General features: G+C 60.3%; 15 protein-coding genes and 1 riboswitch. Of the genes, 7 read left to right on the forward strand and 8 right to left on the reverse strand.

Annotated features, from left to right (window positions below; genetic code table 11):
- Window positions 1-44 precede the first annotated feature (44 nt).
- From Q4Q11_RS07335 to epmA, 7 genes are all read right to left on the reverse strand, one after another.
- Entirely contained in the window at window positions 45-2,513 is a 2,469-nt protein-coding gene (locus tag Q4Q11_RS07335; RefSeq protein WP_498569086.1) for a glycoside hydrolase family 2 protein, read from the reverse strand.
- Window positions 2,514-2,589: 76 nt separating this feature from the next.
- Window positions 2,590-3,549, reverse strand: coding sequence for a DUF1839 family protein (locus Q4Q11_RS07340; protein WP_498569087.1), 960 nt, complete (start codon window positions 3,547-3,549; stop codon window positions 2,590-2,592).
- A gap of 8 nt (window positions 3,550-3,557) precedes the next feature.
- Window positions 3,558-4,466 carry an amino acid--[acyl-carrier-protein] ligase gene (locus Q4Q11_RS07345; RefSeq protein ID WP_112504811.1) on the reverse strand — a complete coding sequence of 303 codons (909 nt, stop codon included), beginning with the start codon at window positions 4,464-4,466 and terminating at the stop codon, window positions 3,558-3,560.
- 5 nt (window positions 4,467-4,471) lie between these two features.
- Window positions 4,472-5,665: an acyl-CoA dehydrogenase family protein gene (locus tag Q4Q11_RS07350; RefSeq protein ID WP_498569088.1), complete on the reverse strand. Its 1,194-nt coding sequence runs from the start codon at window positions 5,663-5,665 to the stop codon at window positions 4,472-4,474.
- Window positions 5,665-5,916 (reverse strand): acyl carrier protein, encoded by a 252-nt coding sequence (locus Q4Q11_RS07355; protein WP_106999433.1) that lies wholly within the window; start codon window positions 5,914-5,916, stop codon window positions 5,665-5,667. Before Q4Q11_RS07355 ends, Q4Q11_RS07350 begins: the two co-directional genes overlap by 1 nt.
- Before the next feature lie 358 nt (window positions 5,917-6,274).
- Window positions 6,275-7,327 carry a lysine-2,3-aminomutase-like protein gene (locus tag Q4Q11_RS07360; RefSeq protein WP_498569089.1) on the reverse strand — a complete coding sequence of 351 codons (1,053 nt, stop codon included), beginning with the start codon at window positions 7,325-7,327 and terminating at the stop codon, window positions 6,275-6,277.
- Window positions 7,324-8,388, reverse strand: coding sequence for an EF-P lysine aminoacylase EpmA (gene epmA / locus Q4Q11_RS07365; RefSeq protein WP_498569090.1), 1,065 nt, complete (start codon window positions 8,386-8,388; stop codon window positions 7,324-7,326). The genes Q4Q11_RS07360 and epmA overlap by 4 nt, the downstream gene beginning before the upstream one ends.
- A 153-nt stretch (window positions 8,389-8,541) precedes the next feature.
- Here epmA and efp point away from each other — a divergent pair, with 153 nt between their 5' ends.
- Window positions 8,542-9,111, forward strand: coding sequence for an elongation factor P (gene efp / locus Q4Q11_RS07370; RefSeq protein ID WP_106999436.1), 570 nt, complete (start codon window positions 8,542-8,544; stop codon window positions 9,109-9,111).
- A 121-nt stretch (window positions 9,112-9,232) separates the two neighbouring features.
- Here efp and Q4Q11_RS07375 read toward each other — a convergent pair whose 3' ends face one another.
- Entirely contained in the window at window positions 9,233-11,098 is a 1,866-nt protein-coding gene (locus tag Q4Q11_RS07375; protein ID WP_498569091.1) for an ABC transporter ATP-binding protein/permease, read from the reverse strand.
- A 165-nt stretch (window positions 11,099-11,263) separates the two neighbouring features.
- Between Q4Q11_RS07375 and Q4Q11_RS07380 the strand changes: the two genes are divergently transcribed.
- From Q4Q11_RS07380 to Q4Q11_RS07405, 6 genes are all read left to right on the forward strand, one after another.
- Complete coding sequence (locus Q4Q11_RS07380; protein ID WP_498569092.1) at window positions 11,264-12,106, forward strand: AAA family ATPase; 843 nt, start codon at window positions 11,264-11,266, stop codon at window positions 12,104-12,106.
- On the forward strand, window positions 12,106-12,528 hold the full coding sequence (locus tag Q4Q11_RS07385; protein ID WP_498569093.1) for an NUDIX hydrolase: 423 nt from the start codon (window positions 12,106-12,108) through the stop codon (window positions 12,526-12,528). The genes Q4Q11_RS07380 and Q4Q11_RS07385 overlap by 1 nt, the downstream gene beginning before the upstream one ends.
- Window positions 12,529-12,605: 77 nt before the next feature.
- A riboswitch (SAM riboswitch) is annotated at window positions 12,606-12,683 on the forward strand.
- Between the two features lie 45 nt (window positions 12,684-12,728).
- Window positions 12,729-13,655, forward strand: coding sequence for a homoserine O-acetyltransferase MetA (metA, locus tag Q4Q11_RS07390; protein ID WP_112504825.1), 927 nt, complete (start codon window positions 12,729-12,731; stop codon window positions 13,653-13,655).
- Between the two features lie 3 nt (window positions 13,656-13,658).
- Window positions 13,659-14,852 carry a vWA domain-containing protein gene (locus Q4Q11_RS07395; RefSeq protein ID WP_498569094.1) on the forward strand — a complete coding sequence of 398 codons (1,194 nt, stop codon included), beginning with the start codon at window positions 13,659-13,661 and terminating at the stop codon, window positions 14,850-14,852.
- 131 nt (window positions 14,853-14,983) lie between these two features.
- On the forward strand, window positions 14,984-15,475 hold the full coding sequence (locus tag Q4Q11_RS07400; protein ID WP_498569095.1) for a hypothetical protein: 492 nt from the start codon (window positions 14,984-14,986) through the stop codon (window positions 15,473-15,475).
- Window positions 15,476-15,608: 133 nt separating this feature from the next.
- The gene (locus Q4Q11_RS07405; RefSeq protein ID WP_498569096.1) at window positions 15,609-16,634 is read left to right on the forward strand and encodes an aldose epimerase family protein; all 1,026 of its coding nucleotides are present in this window, start codon (window positions 15,609-15,611) and stop codon (window positions 16,632-16,634) included.
- Window positions 16,635-16,820: the final 186 nt, after the last annotated feature.

Below are 16,820 nucleotides of genomic sequence, written 5' to 3' on the forward strand. Positions count from 1 at the left end.
CGTCCAGTTTATTGGTGCAAGAAACAGGCCCCTCTCTTGCCCCTTCAAACCTCAACGACCCGCCGGCTGCCGATAGCGCGGATTTGCCCGGATGGAATGACATCGGCCGGAACGCCCTCCCGCCGGTGCAGCCGGAGCCGCCTGCTGCCCGGTGCAAGATGGAACCAGTCATCCTCCGCCCGATAGGCTTCCAGATCGATCTGCACCGATTGCACCAGCCGATCGCTGGCGAGATCGAGATACCAATCCTCGCCTTCCTGAAGGACCGATGCCGTGATCTCGGCATCGTGAAAAGCTTTCGTTCGACCAAGCGGGAAGTAGAAAGCCTGGGCGATAACAGCGCCGGTCGCCGAGGCTGTCAGCCGCGCCACCGTGACATCATGCGATGGTGGACCGAAGCGGAAGGCATAGGTCGTGTCGAAGAAGGCGCCGAACAGATCAGTGCAGGCTATCTTTTGCTTGCCTCGGGCTTCGAGCACCAGATCGCGGCCCCCACCGACAACGATCTGGCGGCCGTCGCGCAGGCAGGAGACCTCGACGGTCAGATCGAGAGCCGCATTGCTCTCATTAATCACATGCACATCGAGCCCGTTAGTACCCTCATCCATGAGCAGCACCTGAACCGGCCGGAAGGCGCGGCGCAGCCCATACCAGACCGGCTTCGGTTCCCCCGTGGAATCGATCACGCCCCAGCCGGCGCCGGGAAGCAGATCCTGCAGCGTCCAGACGAGCGCCCCGTGGCAGCCGGAGCCTTGGCGGCGCCACTCGGCATAGGTCTCCTCGGCCACCTCGCCGGTCACGGCGCGCGAGAGGTTGAGGTAGAGATCGGGATCTTCCCGCCGCAGCCTGTTGGGATCGAAACCATAGAGTTCCTGAAGATAATGATCGCGCACATCCTCGAAATCCCATGACGCGCCGCGATCGCGCGGCACGCGTTCTTTCCATAGCGGGCTATGGACTGCCGGGACCGGCAGATGCTGGCCGAGCGTGCGGACTTGCGGCACGTGCGCGAAGGCCAGGCTCTCCGCGGCAAAATGGACATCTGCGCGGCGGACATCTACAAGCGGCCGCATATAGGCGCCGACGCCGTAATAGTGCGTGACCCCAGCGTTCGGCGAAAACGGCATCGACCCGCTGGACGGCGAATTGACGACATAGGGCACATCCGGCCGCAGCGATTGCACCAGCGGCGGGATGATCTCTTCCACGATCGGACTTTTCCAGAACTGTTCGGGCAGGCCCATCATCGCCGCCTGCTGGTGGATCTCGCTGCCACCGCAAAGGACTGCCAGAGATGGCGACAGGCGTGTGCGGCCCAGAAACTGCGAAACCTCCGTTTCGACATGGGCGTTGAACGCCTTGTCGTTCTTCGGATAGTCGAAATTGGCGAACATGAAATCCTGCCAGACCATCAGGCCGAGTTCGTCGCAGAGACGGAAGAATTCGGGCGTCTCATAGGCCATGGTGCCGCCGATGCGGATCATATTCATGCCGGCCTCGGCCGCAAGCCGTAGCCAGCGCTCATAATCCTCGCAGCCGCCGGGCAGGCGCACGATATCGGCTGTGGTCCAGACCGCGCCACGGCAGAAGATCCGTTCGCCATTGACGACAACAGCGAAATTCTGACCGTCGGCACCACGATCCACCGACAGCCGGCGAAAACCGGTCTGCCCAAGCGCATGCTCGACACCATCGACAGCGAGCGTGACATCATGAAGCTGCGGTACGCCATGGGTATGCGGCCACCATGGCGCCACATCTGGGATTTTCAGGATCGCGGTATAGCGCCCGGCACTATCCTTCTCGAAAACCTGTTCCGCATCGCCGCACTTCAACACCAGCTCTTCGCCATAGCCCTCGATCGAAAGCGAGGCATAGAGCCTGCCTTCGCCGCTCTCGAGCAAATCCGGCCGCAGAGAGAGATCACGAATGACGGGCGCATTCGGCCGCAGCAATGAAATTGGACGCCAAGGGCCGACGGCCTGAACCTCCGGGCACCAGCCGGGCATATGACCAAGCAGCGTCGTGCGCACCGTCCGCAGACCCTGCGGGGTGATCATCTGCGGCCGCCAGCGGGCGCGCGGCCCAGGTTCCGAGAGCTTCGGCTCAAGCGCGCGGAAGCACAGCGCCAGCTCGTCACCGCCAAGCAGGGTGACGGCAACGTCATGCGCCTCGAACATGCTTTCGGACACGAGGATTTGCTGGCCATTGAGGAAGACTTCGCAAAGCGTCGCAAGCCCTTCCAGCCGCAGGACTGCGTCTCCCGCCTTGGCATCCACTAGACGGCAGATGTACCAGGCATCGCGATCATGCAGAGGCTGAGGCCTCGTCCGGTCGAAACGCCCGGCCTTTTCCAAGGCTTCCGCCACTGTGCCTGGCACGGGCGCCGGGATAAAGCCGGATGTCAGCGGCACATCGGAAGGCGAGATGCAGGTGCCTGCATCCGTCAACACCAGATTCCAACCTTCGCTCAGCCGCATACCGCCGCCGAGATCCGCCAAGCGCCCGCCCATGACATCTTCGGGGATTTCCCCCCGCCCCAATATTCTCAGAAATAACCCAGCCGTCTCGCGATCGAACGGAAGCCGGTCAAAGCTTCCGCTCGAGCTCGCCCATCATGGAATCCCACGCATCGGCGGCGGGATCAAGCGCCGTGCGCAGCGGCTCGAATTTCTTGCGCGTGATGGCGCGGGCAAGCTGAAACTGCACCGATTTCGCCGTCTCGGAAATTTTGCGCGCCTCGACAGCTGCTTCGGAGAAATCGGACGAGAACCAGTCGAAGTGGCTGCCCGCAAGCTCGAAATTGGCGCCGAGCTGGCGCAGCGTGTTGAAGGCATATTTGTGGAAGAAGCCGAAAGGCCGCTCGGCGATCGCCTCCACCTGTGCAGGGAAGACATTCGCGAAGGCACGGACCGGATTGCCCTGCGGGCGACGGCGGAAATGGAAGGAGAGAAGCTGCCGCGCAGCCTCGCGGATCGCAGCCTCGGCCGGTGCCTTCTCCGGGAATTTCGCAAATTCCGTGTAAGGCAGGAAGGGCAGGTCCTCATCCGTCAGATGCAGCTGAAACAGCCCGTCGAAATCCTCGCCCGACAGCTGGAAGAACCCGCCATTGTGGAAGTAGTCCAGCGTGCGGCCTTCCATGTCGAGCCGGTTGATCGCCACCGTCGTCTTGCCATGCTCGCGGCGATAGCCCACGCCCTGTGTGTCCGGCATGAAGAAGGAATCCATCTCCACCAGGCAGAGCCGGCCGCGGCCGATCTGCTCGGCGACATGGTTCTCAACCTTGTCGTAGATCGCAAGTTCGGTGCAGCGCACGCCGTAGAGCGCTTCCAGATCTTCGAGCGGCACCTTGAAGAAGGTGAATTGATCGCCTTCGAAATCCTGTGTCAGCGTGAAGCCGAGCATGGCTTCCGGCGGCAGATTCAGGGTCGAAAGCACCTCGATCCAGAGATCGACGTAGCAGTTCGTTTCCGGCCACATGCGCTCGCTGTCGTGCAACGCATGCGGCTTGTAGGCGGCGGGATCCAGTCCCTGAAACACGGAAGCCATGGAAGCGATCAGCCCCACAGCGTCTTGCGCACGCTCTCGGGCCATTCCTTGACGTCGAGACCGTGGGTGTGGAACAGCGCCAGCGCGATGCGCTCCAGGCCGAAGCCGACGCAGGCCGTGTGCGCGACGCTGCCATCGGCAAAGTTCAGGCCCCACTTCGTGCCGAAGGCATCCTGGTGGTAGTTGAAGCTCATGCAGGCAGTGGGCTTGGCAGTCGAGGTGATCGGGATCAGCAGCTCGAACTTGAGATTCTGGTCGCGCTGGTTGTTGGCGAGCATCTTGCCGGCGCGACCGAAGAACGGATCGTTGGCGACGTCGATGGTCACGTCGAGGCCGACGGCCTTCATCATCTCGACACCGCGATCCATCCAGCTCTGGCGGAAATCCGTCACATGCTTTTCGCTGCCCATGCACACATATTCGCGCATGCGGAAGAGCTGCTGGCGGGCCGGGTCCTTGGAAGGCTCATGGCGGAAGCAATAGGACTGCAGGTCGTAGAGCGCGCCGTTTTCCGAAATGGCGCCGCGCTTGGCAACCGTCGGATAGAGCGGATAGCAGGCAGCCGGCGTCAGCACGATATCGGTCGCTTGCTGGTCTTTCGTCCAGTCGTCGCCCACTTCCATGCATTTCAGCAGGCTCATATGGTCGAGCTCGTTGCCGCAGAAGCTGTGCACCGTGCCGGCAAGCTGCGGGAAGCTTTTCATATAGCCGCTCGTCTCAAAGAAGGCGCGGTTCATGCCGGGCGGAAAGCGGATGGCTTCGGCGCCATCGGCGCCGCCGAACGTGTCGATCAGTCGTTCGAAGGCGGAAATGACGTCTTCGAACTGACCGCTGCGGCCGTAGAGGCCGTCAACGCCGGTATCGATCAGCAGGCCGGAATCGAAAAGACGGTCGAGAAACGAGGATTGCATATCCATGACGGTTACCCCAACAGGCTGGTATCTTGTTTGTGGACGAGCAGCATGGTCGACGTATTGCCGAGAATGCGGTCGTTCGAGATCATCAATTGCGCCGAGTGCGCGTCGCGCAGGTGGCGGCCGAGGCTGTAGGGCGTACCGTTCTTGTAGCCCATGATACCGCAGATCAGCATCGCATGGTTGATGATCGGCAGGATCATCTCCGACGACGCGATCTTGACGTTGTTCATCGCCACGGCAAAAGCCATCGACGACAGACGGTCCGCATCGAGCTTCGCCTCTTCATAGGCCTTCAGGCCCGCGACTACATTGGACTTCACCATCTGCAGCATGCTGGAGGCTTCGGCCAGACGCAGCGCGCCGGGCGGTGGCGCGCCGGGAGACTTACGGGCAGCAGCCCGCACGAAAGCCTGGGCACGGGAAACCGCGTCGGCGGCAATGCCGTACCACACACCGCTCCAGAGCAGATGCGAGCTTGCCAGCATCGACTGCGCGGCAATCTCGGCAAAGGGCTTCGGCAGGATCTGCGTGGCCGGAGCCTCGCCCTTGAACAGGAAGCCGTCGGAGCAGGTGCCGCGCATGCCGAGGGTATTCCACTCGACGGTGCGCTTGATGTCGTACTGATTCTTCAGGAAGCAGGTCAGAACCTGATCGGAAGACGCCGCCTCGGCGTGGCTGCGCGAGGTGATCAGGATGGCATCGGCATAGGCGCCATAGGAAATGACGGTGGCATCCTTTTCGAGGGTGCAGGTATCGCCTTCGACCTTGATGGCGCAGATGCTGTTGCGCAGATTGCCGCCGATGCCGCCTTCGGTCGTCGCCGAGGCGAGCAACAGCTGCTCGCTGGCGATACGGCTCATGAAGTCACGATGCCATTCGCTGTCGGCGCCGTGTTCGACGAGGCTCGAAAGCTTGATGTGATGCATGGCGAAAACCATGGCGCTGGCGGCGCAGGCCTGGCCGAGGATCGAGCAAAGCTCGGCAATTTCGGTGATCGACGCGCCCTCGCCGCTGAGATCGGCGGGAATTTGGATGGAAAGCAGCTTTTCGGCGCGCATGGCGTCGACGGCTTCGCGTGGAAACCGGCCTTCGGCATCGACGGCATCGGCGTGTTGGCTGGCAATCGCTGCGACGCGGGCGGCACGCACGGCCGCTCCCTCGCTCGTCCCAACCTCAATTCGAGCGACCGCCGCAGTCATCAGGCGACCTTTCTGCTGTCCAGAATCATGCCGACGGTTCTTTCGATCGCGGCGATGCTGGCGAAGGACTTGCGGTTCAGCAGATTATCGGGAAATTCGATGTCAAAGGCTTCCTCGATGCCGAGCATCAGCTGTACGGAAGCGAAAGAAGACAGCCCCGTCGCATAGAGATCAGCATCGTCTTCGATCTGATCGACAGCAACGGGAAGCGCACCGAACTTGGCCAGCAAATCGCGAATCGTCTTGTTCATAGTCTAGTCCCTTCTGGCAATGAGTAAGCATAACCGCAGTTACGCCGTCTTATCGTTCGCCAAGAAGTAACGGGTAAAATAGAACATTCCGCTAAGCGACGTGGTAAATGAAAACAACTTATACTTGGTGTGAAATTGCTATACTCTAGACTTTTCTGATTAAAATTTACCAAATGTAAGCCATCTAAATCGCAGCCCACGCATTAATATTATTCATTACTAATGTAAAGAAGCGGTACTTTTGGGAAAACCGCAGGTCCTAAGTCGGTTAACGTGCCAAAATTCGCCACAACGTTTGCGCTAGAAATACAATGTCAATCGAAGCGCGAGCAAAAGTATAGACGCTTGGTAACGAGTGCTAACCTTCCGGCGGATAAATGTGGGCACCACCCCTATAATCCGAAATCGAATAGCAGCCCTCGCCCAGTTCGTGAACCGAGCTTCGACCGATGTCGGCCTTCCCGTAGCCGCCGGGAATATCGAGAATATAGGTAGGCTGGCAGAGGCCGGAAATACGGCCGCGCAGCGCCGCAACGATTGCCTGTCCCTCAGCGATCGTCAGGCGGAAATGGCTGGTGCCGGGTGCAAGATCGGGATGGTGCAGATAATAAGGCTTCACCCGCGCTTCGACGAAAGCCTTCATCAGCGCCGCCAACACCTCCGGATCGTCATTGACGCCTTTGAGAAGAACCGACTGGCTGACGAGCACGATTCCCGCATCTACAAGCCGCGCACAGGCTGCCCGCGCCTCGTCCGTCATCTCCCTCGGATGATTGGCATGCAGCGCCACGTAAACGGTCTTGCCGCTCGCCTTCAGCGCCGCAATCAGTGCCGCGTCGATCTTCACAGGGTCCACGACGGGAACGCGTGTGTGGAATCGGACGATCTTCACATGGTCCATTTCGGCAAGCTGTCTCAGGATCTCTTCCAGCCGCCGCGCAGAAAGGACCAGCGGATCGCCGCCGGTCAGGATGACCTCCCAGATCTCCCTATGCTCCCGGATATAAGCAAAGGCTCCGTCAAGCGCATCTCCGTCCAACGTACCCAGCCCTTGTGGGCCGACCATTTCACGCCGGAAGCAGAAGCGGCAATAGACCGGGCAGACATGCACGGCCTTCAGAAGCACCCTGTCGGAATAGCGATGCACGATGCCTTCGACCGGGCTATGCGCATGATCGCCGATCGGATCGGCGCGCTCCTCGGGCGTGACGAGCAATTCGGCCGCATCGGGCACGAACTGACGGGCGATGGGATCGGCCGGATCCGCAGGGTCGATCAGGCGCGCGGCGGTCGGCGTCAGCGCCACGGCATAGCGCTCCGCCACCGCCTCCAGCGCAATCGCCTGATCGGCATCGATCAGCCCGGCGCGCTCAAGCTCGCCGACGGTCCGGATGGGGCGCATCAGGTTCATGGGTCATACTCCGCAACCGGCGCCCACAACACCTGTTCGATCCGCGAGGCACCGGTTGCCAGCATGACGAGCCGGTCGAAGCCGAGCGCAATGCCGCTCGCTTCGGGCATGACGGCGAGCGCTGACAGAAAATCCTCGTCCAACGGATAGGTCTCGCCATAGACGCGCTGCTTTTCGGCCATCTCGATCTCGAACCGGCGGCGCTGCTCATCTGCATTGGTGAGTTCGCCGAAGGCATTGGCAAGCTCGACCCCGCAGGCATAAAGCTCGAAACGCTCGGCGACGCGATGATCCCCGGCCGAAGGCCGGGCAAGCGCCGCCTCGGAGACGGGATATTCATCGAGGATCGTGACGCGGCCGAAGCCGAGATTAGGCTCGATCTTTTCGACCAGAACCCGGCTGAACAGATCCTGCCAGAGGTCGTCATCGGCAACACGAATGCCCGCCTTACGCATATCCGCCGCCAGACGTTCGCGATCCGTCGATCCGTCAAGGCCAATGGAGGCAAAGAGGTCGATGCCAGCATGGCGTTCGAAGGCCGCAGCAACGCTGATGCGATCGGGCGGCAGGAACGGATCGGTCTCGGCGCCGCGATAGGTCAGCTTTTTTGCCCCGACAGTCTCGGCTGCCAACGGCAAAAGCACGGAGCAGTCGGCCATCAGGGTCTCATAGCTTTCGCCTGCCCGATACCATTCCAGCATGGTGAATTCCGGATGGTGCAGCGGTCCGCGCTCGCGATTGCGGTAGACATGGGCAAAGCAGGCAATGCGCTCTTCGCCGGCCGCAAGCAGCTTCTTGCAGGCAAATTCCGGCGAAGTGTGCAGATAGAGCGGCAATGCCTTGCCCTCCGTCGTCAGCGCCTCGGTCTCGAAAGCATGCAGATGCGCCTCGTTGCCGGGCGACACCTGCAGTGTCGCCGTATCCACCTCGATGAAGTCGTTGCGCGCAAAGAAAACCCGCAGCGCCGCCTGAATGGCATTGCGGCCGATGAGGAACGGCCGCCGGTCCGCATGGACATTGCGTGTCCACCAGGGGGACGCTTTGCTCGTCTTTGGCTTCATTCCTAGCCTTCTTCCGCGCACCGGCTACGTTTGGGGGGTGGCAATTTCCGTTGATTTAGGGTAGTTGCGCCCCCAAGCAAACAATTGCTGCGTCTCGGAGAGCACTTCGACAGTCCCTCTACGACGCAAAACGCAGCGTTACAAGGAAGTCTTATGGTCAAGGTCATCGCCTCTTCGGTCCGCAAGGGCAACGTTCTCGACGTCGACGGCAAGCTCTACGTCGTTCTCACCGCACAGAACTTTCATCCGGGCAAGGGCACGCCGGTCACCCAGGTCGACATGCGCCGCATCGTCGATGGCGTGAAGGTGTCCGAACGCTGGCGCACCACCGAACAGGTCGAGCGCGCCTTCGTCGAAGACGTGAACTTCCAGTATCTCTATGAAGACGGCGAAGGCTTCCACTTCATGAATCCGGCCACCTACGACCAGGTCGTCGTCGATGTCGAAACCATGGGCGACCAGAAAGCCTATCTCCAGGAAGGCATGACCTGCATCCTGTCGATCCATGAAGGCGTTCCGCTGGCGATCGAACTGCCGCGCCACGTCACGCTTGAGATCACGGAGACGGAACCGGTCGTCAAGGGCCAGACGGCGTCCTCGTCCTATAAGCCGGCCATGCTGTCGAACGGCGTGCGCACCATGGTTCCGCCGCACATCAATGCCGGCACCCGCGTCGTCATCGCGACGGAAGACAATTCCTACGTCGAGCGCGCCAAGGACTGAGCATTCAAGCTCTCCGCCCATTGGGAAACGCCTCGTCCCCGTGACGAGGCGTTTTGCGTTCGGGCGGCTTGAAACCGCGCCGGTTTACGCCGATAGGCTCTATTGGTCACGCCAACAGGCTCTATCGCATGCTGGCTTTTTTCTCGCTCGTCTGTTCCGCTTTAGCGGGTTCGGCTTTGGCAGGTTCGGAAGGTGCATTTATTTCGATGCTGTGCTCTTGCGGAGCCAGGGCCTGCATATGCAGGACACGCGGTGACATCGCCTGCATATAGGCATCGGAACGGCCGATATAGATCATCGTCACATCCGTAAGCTCCGCCAGCATGGCGCAGGCCTTTGCCTGAACTTCGGCCTCCAGCCCCTCAAAAGCATCGTCGAAGACGATCCATCTCGGCTTTGCCAGTAACAGATGCGCAAAGCCGACGGCTTTCTGCTCCTCGGTATCCAGCAACCGGTCCCAGCGAGCCTGCGTGTCGAGGCGGCTCTTCAAGCGGCCGAGGCCCACCTTGTCCATAACGGCATCGACCGCAGCATCGTCATAGGCGTCCCTGTCGTCCGGGAAACAGATTGCCTCCCTGAGTGTGCCGCTCGGCACATAGGGCGTATGCGGCACGAACAGCATGTCTTCCATCGGCGGCAGGCTGACCGTTCCGGCGCCGCTGTACCATTGATGCGCCAGCACCTCGAACAGCAGTCTGCGGTTGACGCCATGATCGCCGTTGATCATGATGTGTTCGCCGGCATTGATCGTCACCGTTCCCTCGGCAATCCGGAAACCGTTCTCCGTGGCCTCGTCGCTGGTCTTCGTCGATACCTCCAGGTCGGTCCACACCATCGTACCGGGAGCGGCCTTGTCGAATACTAGGGTGTGCGGCATCGGCATATTGTCGTCCATCTCCATCAGCGCCTTGCGGAAATCGGTGACGCGCATCAGTGTGGCGCGCCACTCCGCGATCGGACCGAAATTGGCGACATACCAGCGCAGCGCCGAATTGACCTGATTGAAGGCGCCGACAGCCACCATGAGCTGTCCGAACGTCAGGCCGCCCGAGAAATAGGCGGGCGCGGCGACCAGGATCGGGATGATCAACACAAGCCAGCCGTAACCGGCGGAAACCCAGGTCAGATTGGTATTGGCGATGGCAAGCTGCCGGATGACGGCGAGCACGGCCGAAATATCGAGATTGATCCGCCGGCGCTCGTTCTCCTCGCCGCCGGCAATCGTGATCGCCGGCATATGCTCGCTGGCATGCATGAGCGCAAAGCGCAGCTCTGCCTCTTTGGAATAGCGATCGGCATTCAGCCGCACCAGCCGCCGGCCGACGAACTGGCTGAGGAATGAGGCCGACCCGGCATAGAGGATCGCCGCCCAGACCATATAGCCCGGAATGGAAAAGCTCATGCCGTTGACCTTGAACACCATGCCGCTGGACAACTCCCAGAGCACGCCGATGAAGCTGAGCAGCAGGATCGTCGCCTGCACGAGACCGATGGCGAGCCCGGTCGAGCTTTCGGCGAGATTGCGGGCATCTTCATGCAGCCGCTGATCCGGATTGACGCCGATGAGACCGGAGGAGGCGAGGCGAAGCGCACGCTTCGCCTGCAGCCATTGGTCGACGAGATCGCGCGCCAGCCCCTCGCGCATGTAGAGCGCGGTCATCTGGTTGAGCCAGGCCTGGACGACGTTGAGAACCAGCAGCGAACCGGCGATGATGCCGAAAACGCCGAGCTGGTGGAAAAAGGCGGAAATATCGCGCCGCGCCAGCGAATCGTAGAAGGGAGCATTCCAGCTGTTCAGCAGCACCTGGACATAAGCGGTGACCAGGATGATCACGAAGAGCGCGACGGTCAGGGAAATGATCTTGATCCGGACGGCAGAGTTCCAGAAAGCGGACAACATCATCCTCAACCGAAAGAAGAGGCTCAAATCATATCCGACCTGTTCGTTTCCCTGGATATTCGGCTTGGCTTGCGCTTCAACTGCCATCAGCACTTCCCTGCGACGCACGTCCCGTCAGTTAATCATGACCCGCCCTCATGTCCACCCTTGCAACAGATCGGTGCGATCACGTTCCTATATACACGGTTTCGCGTCTTGAACCGAATTAGGTCAGCAATTAGCCTGCACCCGAAAGATTGAGAAAGCCTTCCGATGCAATTTCAAGGAACTGCGGACTACATCGCCGACAAGGACCTGATGGTTGCCGTCAATGCCGCCATCAGGCTGGAGCGTCCCCTCCTCGTCAAAGGCGAGCCAGGTACGGGCAAGACCGAGCTTGCGCGCCAGGTGGCGGCCGCCCTTGGACTCGAGCTTATCGAATGGAACGTGAAGTCGACGACCAAGGCCCAGCAGGGCCTCTACGAATATGATGCCGTTTCGCGCCTGCGCGACAGCCAGCTCGGCGACATCAGAGTCCATGACGTCCGCAACTATATCAGGCAAGGCAAGCTCTGGCAGGCCTTCACCTCGCCGAAGAAGTGCGTACTGCTGATCGACGAGATCGACAAGGCCGACATCGAATTCCCGAACGATCTCCTGCAGGAACTCGACCGCATGGAGTTTCATGTCTACGAAACGAGCGAGACGATCCGGGCAGCTGTCCGTCCGATCGTCGTCATCACATCGAACAACGAGAAGGAACTGCCGGACGCCTTCCTGCGCCGCTGTTTCTTCCATTACATCCGCTTTCCTGAGATGGAGACATTGACCCGCATCGTCGAGGTTCACTATCCCGGCATCAAGCAGGCCCTTGTCCATGCGGCACTGACGCAATTCTTCGAGATCCGCGACGTGCCGGCCCTGAAGAAGAAACCTTCGACCTCCGAAGCCCTCGATTGGATCCGCCTATTGGTCGCCGATGATGTCGATCCGGAAACGCTCCGCGCCGATGCGAGGACCGCATTGCCGAAGCTTCATGGCGCTCTGCTGAAGAACGAACAGGATGTACACCTTTTCGAACGGCTGGCTTTCATGGCGCGAGGGCAGGGCAAGTAATGCAGCCGGATGCCATCAAGGTATTGATTTATGCCCTACGGGGCGATGATCTTCTTGTTTTCGACGAGCCGGATTTTCCGGTCATCGAGCCGCAGGTGCCGGGCGGCACGGTCGAAGATGGCGAAGATCTGGCGCTCGCAGCCGCGCGCGAATTCGAGGAGGAAACGGGCCTCTCTTCGGGCGTTCTGCAAAAATTGGGCGTGCAGGATTACCGCTTCGAGCGCGAGGGGCGCACCCATCATCATCAGCGGCACTACTTCTGCTGCAATCTGCCGGAGACGACACCCGACACTTGGCGCCATTTCGAGATGACGCCGTTTGACGGCGGCGAACCGATCTGCTTCCGGTTCTTCTGGATCTCGGCAGCAGAAGCGCGTGAACGCCTCGGCTATGGAATGCATGCACTTCTAGACCGTCTGTAAGCGACAATCGGCATCGGAACGCGGCCGCTGGCCCCGCAAAGCTTGGCCATTGACCCGCCGCACCGGCAGGTTTATGGATTTCAGCCTGTGGTGATTTGGCCGGCCGGCTTGCAGCCACGTTAAATAAGTCGCTAAAGGGCCGCGTGCGGACCGGTAGCGATTCATCGCGGCCGGTTTTTTTGTATTTGGCGAGTGAAACGATGCCCATCAAGATTCCCGATACGCTGCCCGCATTCGAAACCCTTCAGAGCGAGGGTGTGCGCGTGATGACCGAAACGGTGGCGTTCCGTCAGGATATCCGCCCCCTTCAGATCGGGCTTCTCAACCTCATGCCGAACAAGATCAAGACCGAGGTCCAGATGGCGCGCCTGGTCGGCGCATCGCCGCTGCAGGTGGAGTTCTCGCTGGTGCGCATCGGCGCGCACAAGGCCAAGAACACCTCCGAGGAGCATCTGCTCTCCTTCTACCGGACCTGGGATGAAGTGAAGCACCGCAAGTTCGACGGCTTCATCATCACGGGCGCGCCGATCGAGCTGCTCGACTATGAAGATGTGACCTACTGGGAGGAGATGCAGCAAATATTCGACTGGACGGCCACCAATGTGCATTCGACGCTCAACGTCTGCTGGGGCGCGATGGCGGCGATCTATCACTTCCACAAGGTGCCGAAATACACGCTGACCGAAAAGGCCTTCGGCGTCTACCGCCACCAGAACCTGAAGCCCTCGTCGGTCTATCTCAACGGCTTTTCCGACGATTTCGCCGTGCCGGTCTCGCGCTGGACGGAGGTGAAACGCGCCGATATCGAGAAAGTGCCCGGCCTGCAGATCCTGATGGATTCGAGCGAGATGGGCGTCTGCCTCGTGCATGAACAGGCCTGCAACCGGCTCTACATGTTCAATCACGTGGAGTATGATTCCACCTCGCTGGCGGATGAGTATTTCCGGGATGTGAATGCCGGCGTGCCGATCAAGATGCCGCACAACTACTTCCCGCACAACGACCCGGAAATCCCCCCGCAGAACCGGTGGCGCAGCCACGCGCACCTGTTCTTCGGCAATTGGATCAACGAGATCTACCAGACCACGCCGTATGATCTGGAGGAGATCGGCCAGGAAAGGACTTGAGGCTTGTTTATTCCCTTCTTCCTGAAACTCAAGGAAGCGAAGGTTCCGGTGACGCTCCGGGAATTCCTGTCGCTACTTGAGGGAATGGAAGAGGGGATAGCCGATTACGACGTCGAGGCCTTCTACTATCTGGCCCGCACGACGCTCATCAAGGACGAGCGCTTCATCGATCGCTTCGACCAGATCTTCGCCGACTATTTTCGCGGCGTCGAAGCGATCGGCGGCAATGCCGATGGAGAAGCGGTGGAACCGGCCGCCATTCCCGTCGAATGGCTGCGCAAGCTCGCCGAACGGCATCTGACTGAAGAGGAAAGAAAAGAGATCGAGGCCCTTGGCGGCTTCGACAAGCTGATGGAGACGCTGTGCGAGCGGCTGGCCGAGCAGAAGGGCCGGCATCAGGGCGGCTCGAAATGGATCGGCACGGCCGGCACCTCGCCCTTCGGCGCCTATGGCTACAATCCGGACGGCGTGCGTATCGGCCAGGAAAGCTCGCGCCACCGCCGCGCGGTAAAAGTCTGGGATCGGCATGACTTCCAGAATCTCGACGACGGCGTCGAGCTCGGCACCCGCAACATCAAGGTGGCGCTGAAGCGTCTGCGCCGCTGGGTGCGCGAGGGGGCGGCCGAGGAGCTGGATCTCTCCGGCACCATCCGCTCCACCGCCGAGCATGGCTATCTCGATGTCCGGACGCGGCCGGAGCGCCGCAACGCGGTGAAGCTCCTGATGTTCTTCGACGTCGGCGGCTCGATGGACGATCATATCCGCGTCGTGGAAGAACTCTTCTCCGCCGCCCGCGCGGAATTTCGTCATATGGAATATTTCTACTTCCACAACTGCCTCTATGAAGGCGTGTGGAAGGACAATCGCCGCCGGCGCGTCGACATCACGGCAACGTCCGATCTGATCCGCACCTTCGGCCCCGACTACCGCGTCGTCTTCGTCGGCGATGCATCGATGAGCCCCTACGAAATCACTCAGCCGGGCGGCTCGGTGGAGCATTGGAACAAGGAAGCCGGCGAGGCGTGGCTTGCCCGGATGACCGGCCATTTCCGCAAATGCATCTGGCTGAACCCCGTGCCGGAAAACTACTGGGGCTCTACGACCTCGATCTCCATCGTCCGCCGCCTGATGAGCGACCGCATGTATCCCCTGACGCTCGGCGGGCTGGAGAAGGCGACGAGGGAATTGTCGCGCTGAGCTAAGTTCTCTCCGAGCGGCTGGGGCAAAGTTGGCGAACCGAAACGCCACTAAATTACCACAACCATTTGTAGAGAATGAGGCACATTGGATAACCCCACGGATCGCAGGGGAAGTTGGTGGAGATGCGGGTGCGCCACGCCATTAGATTACTTTTCTTCATTTCAACCATTTTGCTGATCTCGCAACAGGCGAGGTCTGAAGAAGGCGGCTTCTCGGGGCAGTGGGAACAGACCTGCTCCAACGCCGGCTCCTGTGAAAAATGCCGTATGGGAATAATAAGGCATGGCAGATTTATGAGGATAAGCGCGAATTACGGCTGGAGCGCCACGGCGGAAACCGGCAGCTACGGAAATGTCGGCTACGCGGCAGGCATGGGGCGCTGGAGCTCATATATGGAAAAATGCAGTCAAAAAGCGTTCCATATCCTTCTTGCCGTTCGCGGGGACAAGCTGACCGTAATCGTGATGACCGAAAAAGCGGTCGGCTCGAACCAGCTGATAAGAGCACTTTTCAGCAGACGGACAGCCTATCCTCCTTACGACCGGGCACAGCAGATGACGACAAAACCGCACCCACCTGTCGCATGCCCTGCACATTTGCGGCGCAATTTGCCCGTCTGAGGCTGTTGGGGAAAATATTCAGCCTTGATCGCCCTCTCCGCGCCCCTAACTTTCGCCATCGGACCGGTTGCGGAACGGCACGAATGGAGGCAGGGTCTGGCCTTGCATACTCAAAAGCAATGGATGAGTTGATATGACGGAAAGCACTTTGCAGCGGGAACATTTTGGAACGACGGCCGATGGAGATACCGTCTATCGAGTCAAGATATCAGGTGGCGGCCTGACCGCCCATATCATGTCATGGGGCGCGGTTATACAGGATCTCCGCCTTGACGGCCACGAGCCCTCGCTTCTGCTCGGTTTTGACAATTTCCCTGATTATCCCGCCCATTCCTCCTATTTCGGCGCCACGCCCGGCCGCTGCGCCAACCGCATCGGCTCCGGCCGCTTCACGCTCGACGGAAAGCAGTACCAGCTGGAGCTCAATGAGAAGGGCGTCACGCATCTGCATGGCGGCAAGGACAACATCGCCAAGCGCAACTGGACCATCGTCGAGCACGATACCGACCGTGTCGTCCTGAAGATCGTCGATCCCGACGGCCGCGCCGGCTATCCCGGCAATTGCACGATCCAGGCGACCTATCGCGCGCATGGCAATGGCGAGCTGTCCGTCACCTACGAATCGACGACCGACCAGCCGACGCTCGCCAATGTCTGCCAGCACGCCTATTTCAACCTCGACGGCCGCGACGATGCGCTCGGCCACGACATCATGATCGCCGCCGATCACTATACGCCGACGGACGACAAGCAGGTGCCGACGGGCGAGATCCGCTCCGTCGATGGCACGGCCTTCGATTTCCGCGAGATGTCGCCGATGAAGCGCTTCGAAGGAAGCGAACAGGCGCTCTACGATCACAATTTCTGCCTCTCCGGCGAACGCACCGTCAAACGCTCGGTCGTGCTCGCCCGCAGCGTCAACTCCGGCGTATCGCTGGAAGTGCGCACCACGGAGCCCGGCGTGCAATTCTATGCCGGCTTCAAGCTCGATGTGCCGGTTCCCGGCCATGACGGCCGCAAGATCGGCCCGTTCGCCGGCTTCTGTCTGGAAACGCAGATCTGGCCTGACGCCATCAACCACGAAGGCTTCCCCAATGCGGTGCTCCGCCCGGGCGAGGTATTGCGGCAGGAAACGGATTACATCTTCACCAAGAACTGAGGCCGAGCATGATGCCGAAAAATGTAAACGGTTTTCGGACGACATCATGCTCTACCTCCTTGATTCCAGAGCGAATTCAGATTTCAGGCCGAACGGAACTGAAATCTGAATTCGCTCTGGAGCAGGCCTTGCTCTCGTGAATTTCGGCCGGGTGTCCAAAGCGCCCGGCCGATTCTTTTTTGCACT

This window comes from Rhizobium sp. UFLA01-1127 (assembly GCF_059803845.1).